Origin of the sequence: Kitasatospora sp. NPDC059827 (genome assembly GCF_042731675.1) — a bacterium.
Taxonomy (GTDB): Bacteria; Actinomycetota; Actinomycetes; order Streptomycetales; family Streptomycetaceae; genus Kitasatospora.
Window position 1 is genome coordinate 42,830 of record NZ_JBHWIV010000024.1, and the last position, 9,082, is coordinate 51,911.

Here is a 9,082-nt window from a genome sequence, read left to right on the forward strand (position 1 = left end):
AAGAGGTACCACCATGCTCGTCCCCCTCCCCGGCCCCTCGCAGCCGGCCGGCCTCGACCCGCTCAAGGCCGCCCTGCGCGCCGCCCTGGACACCGCCGACCAGGTCGAACAGCCGGGCCTGCGCCGGGCCCTGCGGATCGTCGAGGACTTCGTCCCGGCCGCCGCCCCCACCCCGGTGGACTGGGCCCGCAACGTCCTGGCCCACGCCGGGATCGACCCCCGCACGGCCGAGGTCAAGGCCGTCCGGGAACTGCGCCGCGCGCACCCCGGCCTCAGCCTCCGGGACGCCGTCGCGCTGGTGCGGCTGGTCGTCGGGCACTCCTGAGGGCCGCTGGGGGTCTGAGGGCCGCTGGGGGTCGCGCCACTACGGCTGCGGCGCGAGGTACCCGGCCACGAAGGCGTCCAGGTCGGCCAGGGCCGCGGCCAGGTCGGCGCGGGAGAGCTGCTTGGCGGCGGCCCCGGTGGCCAGCAGGTGGCCCAGCGCGGCCCGGCAGGTGGCGACGGGCGCGGCGGACGCCGGAAGGGCGCAGCTGACCTCCTGGGCGGGCCCGCCGGGCGACTGGAAGGTGACCAGGGCGACCGTACGGTTCGGCCCGCCGGCGGCCGGCAGGTTGGGCTCGCGGGTGTCCGCCGGGACGCCGACGGCCGCCAGCAGCAGGCCCGGGGCCCGGGTGGGGAGCGGGTGAACCCGGGTCGCGGGCGAGCGCTGCGGGGCGTTGCAGGCGGCGGGCGCCGCCCCCGCCGCGGGGAGCAGCCCGCAGGCCAGGTCGATCTCGGTCTGCGCGCCGCCGCTGACGAAGACGGCCTGCACGACCGCGTCGAAGCGGGTGCTCGCCGGGTCGGCGGCCGGGGCGCCGGGGTGGACGTAGGCCTGCTGGCCGCCGTCCCCGGCGAAGAACACCGCGTCGCAGGTCCAGCCCGCGGGCGCCACCAGGAAGTGCACCTCGCCGGGGTAGCGGGCGCCGTACACCGCTGCCGTCGCCGGCACGTCCACCCCGTCCGGCGCCGGCACCGAGGCCGGTACGGCCCCCGGTGGCGGCCCCGGCGCACCGGCCCGCACCGGACAGGACCGCACCGGCGTGCTCCCGGCGGCGGAGGCCACCCCCGCCCCGGGGACGAACGCCGCGCCCGCGGCCAGCAGCACCGCCAACCCCAGCACCCTCAGCCGACGCCCACCGGATGCGCCACCCACACCCCACCTCCAGCCGCACAGCGGAGACCCCGGGACACGACGGACCGGCCGCCGCACTCCTCCCACCACCCTAGAACCGCCCCCCGGCCCCCCGCGCGCCCGGCCCCCCGCGCGCCCGGACCGGCGCGCTGGGCGGGGCGGTCCTGCCGGGGACGTTGTCGGTGCGTACCCCTACCGTGGGCGCATGATCGATTCCCAGCTGCTCCGCGACCTGCGCCGACGCTTCCCCGACCGCAGTGCCGAAGGCCGTACGGCGCCACTGCTGCCGGGGCGTCAGGTGGTGCCGTCGCTGTGGGTGAGCGACGGGCCCGCGCCGGAGGGCACGTGGGAGCGGCTGCGCCGGGAGCACGCGGAGTCGGGGCTGTGGCCGCTGCTGCTGGCGCCCGGCAGCGACGCCACGCAGTTGGAGGCGTCGGACCTGGGGCTCGAACCCGGCGAACCCGGCGAACCCGGCGGGCCGGGGGAGTTCCGGCCGGACCGGTACGAGGTGGCGGCCCTGATGCGTGGGTGGTGGGAGAAGTCGGTGCTGTGGTGCCCCAGCGGGGACCCGCAGGACCGGGCCGACCTGCTGGAGACGCTGGCCCCCTTCGGTGACGCCTGGCCCGGCCTCGCCCCCGCCCCGGCGCCGCGGCGCGACCCGCAGGAGTGCGCCGACCGCCTGGCCCGCCAACTGCTGCGCGCCCGCCCCTCGCTGCGGATCGGCCTGGTCCGCGCGGACGACGGCGCCCACGCGCTGGCCGCCTGCGGCTGGAACGGCACCAACGGCCACGGCGACACCGGAGAGATCGCCGCCGTGCTGCACAGCTGGCAGCACCGCTTTGGCGCCCGCCTCGTCGGAGTGGGCGCCGCCTCACTGGAGTTGAGCGTCGCGGCGCCGCCGAGGAGCCGGGAGGAGGCGCTGCTGGTGGCGGCCGAGCACGCCGCGTTCTGCCCGGACAACCTCTTCCAGGCCGAGGAGGGCCTGGCCGGCTACGCCGAGGAGCTGGTCGACGCCGTCCACTGGGGCTTCTGGTGGGACTGACGCACGGGCCGGTGCCGTGGCCGAGTGGCTGGTGGGGTCTCCATTCGGACGTTTATGTCAGATTGACGATAACTGGTGCGCCGGGCTAGCGTGCCGGGCATGCGAGTGATCCTGACGCGCGACAGCGTGCACCCGGAAGACCCAACCCACCACTGGGACTTCACCGTCGACGGCGCGAGCACCTTGGGTGAACTCGTCGACGAGGCCGCCGGCTACCCGTACCAGATGGACGGCTCCAGCTGGTCGATAGCCCCCCGGGACGCCCCGGCGAACGAGACTCCGATCGCCACGGTGTCCATGCACTGGGCGGCGCCGCGCTTCACGAACGAGGCGGACCGGCGGCTGCGCCTGGACTCGATGGCCACCGCTCCGGGTGAGCTCAGGCTGCACTTCCGGTGGCACCCGGGAACCGTCCCGGTGGAGGAGTCCGAGCCCGTCCCGGCGGAGGAAAGCGAGCCCGTCCCGGTGGAGGGGTCCGGGCCCGGCCTGCTCGCCATGGTCCCGTTCCTGCTCGTGTGGCTGCTGTTCGAAATGCTCGGGTGGGGCTGGGGCCGGTGACGGGAGAGGGGTTGACGGTGGGGTGCTAACGCTTCTGGGCCCGGTACCGCTTGAGGAGAGCGGTGAGCCTCTCCGGGGCGGCCCCGCCGTTCAGTTCGGCGGTGAGGTCGTCGGGGCAGAGCTCGTAGAGGTCGCCCCACCACCGGCGCCCCCGGTTGTCCCAGATGCGGTATCCACCGGGTACGCCCCTGGCCACGTAGCGACGCCTACTCACGAAGCCCCCGCCGGGAGCGAAGCCTACGCCCGTCGCCCACTTCCCCTCCCTCGCTCTCCACGGACGGCAGGCTACGGCAGGGCCGTCGTGGCGCGGGCGCGTTCGGCGCGGGCGCGGGTGCGGACCTCGGCGACGGCCGGGCAGGTGGCGTAGACCCGGGCCAGGTGGGCGAGGTGGTCGGCCTCCCCGTCCATGGTGTCCGTCGTGGCCGTGGCCGTGGCCGTGGCCGTGGTCGTGGCGGCTGCGGTGGTCTCCGGTGCGGTGGTCTCCGGTGCGGCGGCGGGCCCGGGCAGGGTGCCGGCCGCGGCCAGTTCCAGGGCGGCGGCCAGCGACGCGGCCTCGGCGGTGGCGGCGGCGTGGTCGGAGGGCGGCGGGAATCGGCGGGTGGCGCGGTCGAGCCACTGCGCGGCGCGCGGGTCCAGGTGCTGGCGCAGGATCAGGCGGGCGTCATGGATCTCGATGATCCGCCGGTAGAGCGCGAACCGGGGGTCGCGCGGGGGCAGCGGCAGCCGGCGGGCCGGGTCCAGGGCGATCTCCGGCAGCACGGTGTGCAGGTCGCGCCAGAGCGGGGTGAGCGCCCGGTAGCGGCGGTGGGCGCGCAGCCAGCCGCGCACCGCCCCGGTCGCCGCGGGCCACAGGGTGCTGCCCAGGCCGGCCGCGATCAGCGCCGCGCACAGCCCGCCCAGCACCGCGCACAGGAGGTCCTCGGGGCCGTCCTGGCTGCCGGTGACGGCCGCGCGCAGCACGTCGTCCATGCTCCAGGCGTTCCACAGCAGCCCGGCCACCAGCCCGCCGGCCAGCAGCCGCAGCCCGGTGCCCAGCCGCCCGGGGCCGGCCGCGCGGGCACGCCGGGCCAGCTCGCGCAGCAGCACCGTCAGGCACACCGCGGTGTGCAGCATGCCGACGGCGGTGTACCCGGCCAGCGCCAGCCGGGCGGACAGCTCGGGGCCGACGGTCAGGTCCTCGCCCGCCAGGCCCGGCGCGGCGGCGGTGATCAGCGCCAGCCGCAGCCCCAGCACCCCGGCCAGCAGGGCCAGTCCGCCCCGCACCTCCCGCCGTACGGGCTCGGCGGCGGCTGTACCGGCGGCGGCGTCGGCACCGGCCGTGCTCGCGACATCGGCCGTGCTCGCGGCATCGGCCGCCCGCAGCGCCGGCACGAGCAGCCGCATCGCCGCGGCCGCGCCGTCGCGCAGCCCGTCGCCCAGCACGATCACCAGCACCGCCAGCACCGGAACCCCCGTGCCCTGCACCGCCCGTACGGTCGGCGGGGCGAGCACCAGCAGGGCGGTGCCGAGCAGGGCCGTGCCGTAGCAGGTGAAACGGGCGGCGGCGCGGGAGTCGATCCGGCTGCGGGAGAAGTGGGCGGAGCTGAGGACGAAGAACAACCCGACGGGGTAGAGGGCGAGTTCGCTCACGGCCGACGCCCCTGGGGCCGGTGGTCCTGCGGTGTGTCGTCGTTCGGCCCGTCAGTCCCCGGCCCGCCGTCGGACTCCCGGGCGGGTTCGGCTTCCCGGGCGGGGCCGCCGTGCCGCCTGGCGGCCAGCAGGACGCCCAGCGCGTCCAGCGACCCGCCCGCCGGCGCCGGCCCGGCCCCCGACTGGTCGGCGGCGTCGGCCCGTTCCGCCCGGCTCAGGATCAGCGAGGCCAGCAGCTCCGCCTCCCGCTCCTGCGGCTCGTCGTAACTGGTGCGCCCCAGCACCCGCTGCACCAGCGCGGGGGAGAGGTTGGGCAGCAGCGCGGCGGCCGGGGCCAGCGGCGCGGAACCGGCGTGGTCGAGCAGCAGGTGCGCGATCTCGTGCACCAGGATGTGCCGCTGGTGCAGCACGCCGGTGTCCGCCGCGTACAGGATGTAGTCCGCCTCCAGGGTGGAGACCAGCAGCCCGCAGGGGGCGTGCGGCCGGGCGGGCACCGGCAGCAGCTCGATCGGCCGCCCGCGCCGCACCGCCAGCTGCTCCAGCAGCACCACCGGGTCGAACGGGCGCGGCAGCTCCAGCTGTTCGGCCATCCGGCGACAGCGCCGCAGCGTGGACCGGTAGCCCCGGCCGCCCCACAAGTCACCCCACAACCCGAGCTCCCCTCACCGCTCCACCCCTACGGTTCCTCCGTCGGCGCCTCCGCACGGGCGTCCGACGCTCCTGCGCCCGCCCCGCGGCCTGCCCGCCCCGTGCTCCGACGGCCCTGCGGGGTTGCGCGGCCCGCGCTCAGGGCGAGGGGCGTTTGCGCGCCGCGTCCCGGCGGGCGATCACGTCGACCAGCTCACTGACGGTGTCCAGGCCCTCCGGGGACAGGCCCACCGCCCGCAGCGCCAGGCTGCGCACGCCCGCGTCGCGCAGCGCGCCGAGCAGGGCCAGCTCCTTGGCGATCTCGGCGCCCTGCTGCTCGTCGAAGAAGTAGGCGGGCGGGACCTGGAAGAACTGGGCCAGCGCCTCCAGGTGGCGCTTGGTCGGGTTGTCCCGGCGCCCGGTGCGCAGCTGCCACAGGTAGGTGGTGGAGAAGGACTCCCCGGTCGCCTCGCGGCAGGCCCGGGCCACCTCCTCGTTGGTGTACTGCTCGCGGTCGGGGCGGCGCACGGTGTGGAACAGGGCCTCGATCCGGACCGACAGCCCGCCGGCCTCCGTGCTCGCGGGGCCGTCCGTCTCCGTGCCGGCGCCCGCGTCCGTGCCTGCGTCCGTGCCTGCGTCCGTGCCCGCGTCCGGGTCCGGGTCCGGGTCCGTGCCCGCATTCGTTCCCGCGTCCGCTCCCGTGTCCGCGTTCCCGGTGCCGTCCTGGGCGGGCTCCGGTGGAGCGCCCTCCGGTCCCGCCTGAACGCCGTCCCCCGTCGACTCCGTCATGCCCCACCTTTCTCACGCCCGGGCCCTCCGGCCGCGACCTCGGCGGACGGACAGGGCCGGCCAGGTCACGATAGCCGAACGGCATCAGCTGGCATGGATCAGAAGATACCCGCAGTCAACGCCAGTTGACCCGCGTAGCGTCGGCTGACATCCTGGACGAACAGGCCCACAGGCGCCGCCGACCAGCGCTGACGAATCCTCACATCAGCACGTACCGGCGGCACTTGACGTCTTCACCGGACCGCCCGACCGACCTCGGCGCCCCGTCCGGGAAGGGCCGACTCCCGCGAGACCGCACGGCGTCGACACACCGGACCCGGGCACCCGCACCACGCCCACCCCGCCCCGACGTGCCGCAGCCCGCCGTGCCGCACCGCCGTACCGCCGCCCGGCGGGGACAGCCCGACCGGCCCGACCCCCGACGGCACGACGCGAGAAGGGGGCACCCGTGGACACCACGCCGCGCGGGCAGACCGCACCGCCAGCACAGTCACTACCGCAGCCGCAGGCACAGGCACTACCGCAGGCACAGCCGCAGCCGCAGCCGCAGCCGCAGTCACAGGCACTGCCGCGGCCGCGACTTCGACCGCAGACCGTCCGACTGGCCTTCCTGTGGCGGGCCGCCGGAGCACCCGTCGGCTGCGTCCTCGCCCTCGCCATGGGCATCGTCCTCGCCCGGACCGGCGTCGCCGCCCGCCTCGGCGCCGTCCCCGCCCTGCTGCTCTCCGGCACCGCCGTCCTCGGCGTCGCCCTGCCCGTCCCCTACGGCTTCTGGCTGCGCGCCGACACCGAAGGCCTCACCCTGGTACGGGCCTTCCTCCCGCGCCACTACCGCTGGCAGGACATCGTCGCCCTCACCATGGAGACCGACGAGGACCCCGACTCCGGCGCCGCCCGGCTCGTCCTCCTGCTGCGCCTGGTCCCCGCCCGGACCGTCCGGACCGCCCGCACGGCCCGGACGGCCACCGCTTCCTCGAGCGCCGCCGCCGTGACCGCCGCCTCCCGGGCGGACCGCGTCCACGGCCCCGTCCTCGGCGTCCTCGGCACCACCCCCGACGGACTGCCGCGCGGCACCGAACCCCGCCACCTGGCCCAGCTGTTCGACCTGCTGCGCCGCCACGGCGTCCCGCTGGAGGACCCGCGCTACGCCGACCTCGTCCTCACCGCCCACGGCTACCCCCCGCTCGCCCACACCGCCCACACCGCCCACAGCACCTGCGGTGCCCACGCCGCCCCGCCGACACGCCCGGCAGCCGTCCGGTCACCCTCCGTTTGATCCTCTGCACGCCCCGCATCCGTTGACCCCGACGGAGGCGTGTCGCCGACGGCGCGCCGCGAGGGCGGGAGGCGAACGTGCTCAGGTTCCACGGCGCTTGGCGCATCACCGTGGTCGGCTGCAACGCCGACTTCGCCCAACGGGCGGTCGTCCGCGGCCCGTACGGCACCCGGGTGCTGCCCGGGCGCCCCGGCGCCGTCCTGGAGGTGGACGGGGAGCACTGGACCCTCACCCTCGAACACCGCCCGCGCGGCCGCGACTGGCAACCCAACCTGCGCACCACCCCCGGACCGCTCACCGAACGCGACGGCGTGCGCAGCCGGCTGCTCACCAGCAACGACCGGCACTGGCCGGGCAAACCGCGGGACTACGTCAACGTCGTGCTGCGCCTGGACCAGCCGACGGTCCCGGCTGCGGCCGAGCCCCCGGCCTGCCCGGTCGCGCCCCACCCGGCCCCGGCCCCGCTGCCGACGGCCCTGCGGGCGGTCCCCTAAAGTCCCAGGTGAGCACCGTCGCGCCACCCGAGGAGAGCCAGCATGCCGACCGAACCCGCCCCCGCTCCCACCCCCAGTACCCCGGCCCGCGCCCGGCTGGGCCTGGGCACCGCGGCGGTCGGCCGGCCCGGCTACATCACCCTCGGGCGCGCGGCCGACCTGCCCGCCGAACGCACCGTCGAGGCCCTGCGCGAGCGCACCCACACCCTCCTCGACGCCGCCTACGCCGCCGGGGTGCGCTACTTCGACACCGCCCGCTCCTACGGCCGCGCCGAGGAGTTCCTCGCCCAGTGGCTCACCGAACACCCCGAGGCCGCCGCCGAGGTGACGGTCGGCAGCAAGTGGGGCTACACCTACACGGCCGACTGGCGCACCACCGGCGTCACCGCCCACGAGGTCAAGGAGCACTCCACGGCGGTGTACGACCGGCAGATCCGCGAGACCCGCGCCCTGCTCGGCCCCCGCCTGGACGTCTACCTGGTCCACTCGGTCACCACCGACAGCCCCGCCCTCACCGACCCCGCCCTGCACCGGCGCCTGGCCGCCCTCGCCGCCGAGGGCGTCCGGGTCGGCCTGTCCACCAGCGGCCCCGCCCAGGCCGAGGCCATCCGCCGGGCCCTGGCCGTCACCGTCGACGGCCGGCCGCTGTTCAGCGCCGTCCAGGCCACCTGGAACCTGCTGGAGACCTCCGCCGCCCCCGCCCTCGCCGAAGCCCACCGGGCCGGCTGGCTGGTCGTGGTCAAGGAGGGCATGGCCAACGGCCGCCTGGCCGGCCGCAACGCCACCGGGGACGACACCGCCGCCCTGCGCGCCCTCGCCACCCGCACCGCCACCACCCCCGACGCCCTCGCCCTGGCGGCCGCCGCCGCCCAGCCCTGGGCCGACGTCGTCCTGTCCGGCGCCGCCACCCCCGCCCAACTCGCCTCCAACCTCGCCGCCGCCCACCTCACCCCCACCCCGGACGACCTCGCCACCCTCGCCACCATGCCCGAACCCGCCGAGGCCTACTGGCACACCCGCTCCTCCCTGCCCTGGACCTGACGACCCTGGACCTGACGGCCGGCCCGTCTGCCGGCGGTGGGCCGCCCCGCACCGAAAACCGCTCGCCCAGGCCCCGGCCCGTCCGGAACACTCGGTGCGTGCGCGTGAACTTCGACGGGGTCACCCCGGTGCCGCGGATGCTGCTGCTCAGCGAGTTCGTGCTCCGCTCCGACCTCCAGCTCAAGCCGGCCGAACCGCTGTTCGTCGCGGCGGGCGACCGGCTCTCCTACGACCGTTCCGAGGTCGTGGTGACCCGCCCGTCCGGCGAGCGGCTCCGGTACCCGATCGGCGACAGCCACTGGATCTGCCACCGCTGAGCCCGTCCCGTCCGGTCCGGTCCGGTCCGGGCTAGTGCGGATGATCTTCGCCGAGTAGGGTGAACCCCCGGCAGCGGGCGGCCGTTCGCACACCACCCCGGTGGCTGCGCCCCGCCCCGCCCCGCCGACACCGCCGCA

The 9,082-nt window shown here is 76.7% G+C and carries 12 protein-coding genes; 7 read left to right on the forward strand and 5 right to left on the reverse strand.

Going from position 1 to position 9,082, the window contains the following annotated elements; all coding sequences use genetic code 11:
* Nucleotides 1–13: 13 nt before the first annotated feature.
* A complete protein-coding gene (locus ACFV8H_RS17420) occupies nt 14–325 on the forward strand; it encodes a hypothetical protein (protein WP_375896856.1) in 312 nt (103 codons plus the stop codon).
* A 39-nt stretch (nt 326–364) separates the two neighbouring features.
* Here ACFV8H_RS17420 and ACFV8H_RS17425 read toward each other — a convergent pair whose 3' ends face one another.
* Nucleotides 365–1,192: a hypothetical protein gene (locus ACFV8H_RS17425; RefSeq protein ID WP_380400606.1), complete on the reverse strand. Its 828-nt coding sequence runs from the start codon at nt 1,190–1,192 to the stop codon at nt 365–367.
* A 184-nt stretch (nt 1,193–1,376) separates the two neighbouring features.
* On the opposite strand from ACFV8H_RS17425, the gene ACFV8H_RS17430 reads away from it, so the two are divergent.
* Entirely contained in the window at nt 1,377–2,213 is an 837-nt protein-coding gene (locus ACFV8H_RS17430; protein ID WP_380400608.1) for a DUF4253 domain-containing protein, read from the forward strand.
* A gap of 99 nt (nt 2,214–2,312) precedes the next feature.
* On the forward strand, nt 2,313–2,771 hold the full coding sequence (locus ACFV8H_RS17435; RefSeq protein ID WP_380400610.1) for a hypothetical protein: 459 nt from the start codon (nt 2,313–2,315) through the stop codon (nt 2,769–2,771).
* Between the two features lie 25 nt (nt 2,772–2,796).
* Here the strand turns inward: ACFV8H_RS17435 and ACFV8H_RS17440 are convergent, their stop codons facing one another.
* The 4 genes from ACFV8H_RS17440 to ACFV8H_RS17455 form a co-directional block, all read right to left on the reverse strand.
* Nucleotides 2,797–2,985 carry a hypothetical protein gene (locus ACFV8H_RS17440; RefSeq protein WP_375896868.1) on the reverse strand — a complete coding sequence of 63 codons (189 nt, stop codon included), beginning with the start codon at nt 2,983–2,985 and terminating at the stop codon, nt 2,797–2,799.
* A 71-nt stretch (nt 2,986–3,056) separates the two neighbouring features.
* Nucleotides 3,057–4,400 (reverse strand): MAB_1171c family putative transporter, encoded by a 1,344-nt coding sequence (locus tag ACFV8H_RS17445; RefSeq protein ID WP_380400612.1) that lies wholly within the window; start codon nt 4,398–4,400, stop codon nt 3,057–3,059.
* Nucleotides 4,397–4,990: a ParH-like protein gene (locus ACFV8H_RS17450; protein ID WP_380400614.1), complete on the reverse strand. Its 594-nt coding sequence runs from the start codon at nt 4,988–4,990 to the stop codon at nt 4,397–4,399. Before ACFV8H_RS17450 ends, ACFV8H_RS17445 begins: the two co-directional genes overlap by 4 nt.
* A gap of 196 nt (nt 4,991–5,186) precedes the next feature.
* On the reverse strand, nt 5,187–5,816 hold the full coding sequence (locus tag ACFV8H_RS17455) for an XRE family transcriptional regulator (protein WP_380400615.1): 630 nt from the start codon (nt 5,814–5,816) through the stop codon (nt 5,187–5,189).
* 448 nt (nt 5,817–6,264) lie between these two features.
* Between ACFV8H_RS17455 and ACFV8H_RS17460 the strand changes: the two genes are divergently transcribed.
* From ACFV8H_RS17460 to ACFV8H_RS17475, 4 genes are all read left to right on the forward strand, one after another.
* Nucleotides 6,265–7,092 (forward strand): hypothetical protein, encoded by an 828-nt coding sequence (locus ACFV8H_RS17460; RefSeq protein WP_380400617.1) that lies wholly within the window; start codon nt 6,265–6,267, stop codon nt 7,090–7,092.
* 77 nt (nt 7,093–7,169) lie between these two features.
* Nucleotides 7,170–7,586, forward strand: a complete 417-nt coding sequence (locus tag ACFV8H_RS17465; protein WP_380400619.1) for a hypothetical protein — start codon at nt 7,170–7,172, stop codon at nt 7,584–7,586.
* A 42-nt stretch (nt 7,587–7,628) separates the two neighbouring features.
* Nucleotides 7,629–8,627, forward strand: a complete 999-nt coding sequence (locus ACFV8H_RS17470; RefSeq protein WP_380400621.1) for an aldo/keto reductase — start codon at nt 7,629–7,631, stop codon at nt 8,625–8,627.
* Between the two features lie 98 nt (nt 8,628–8,725).
* The gene (locus ACFV8H_RS17475; RefSeq protein WP_380400623.1) at nt 8,726–8,944 is read left to right on the forward strand and encodes a hypothetical protein; all 219 of its coding nucleotides are present in this window, start codon (nt 8,726–8,728) and stop codon (nt 8,942–8,944) included.
* Nucleotides 8,945–9,082 lie beyond the last annotated feature (138 nt).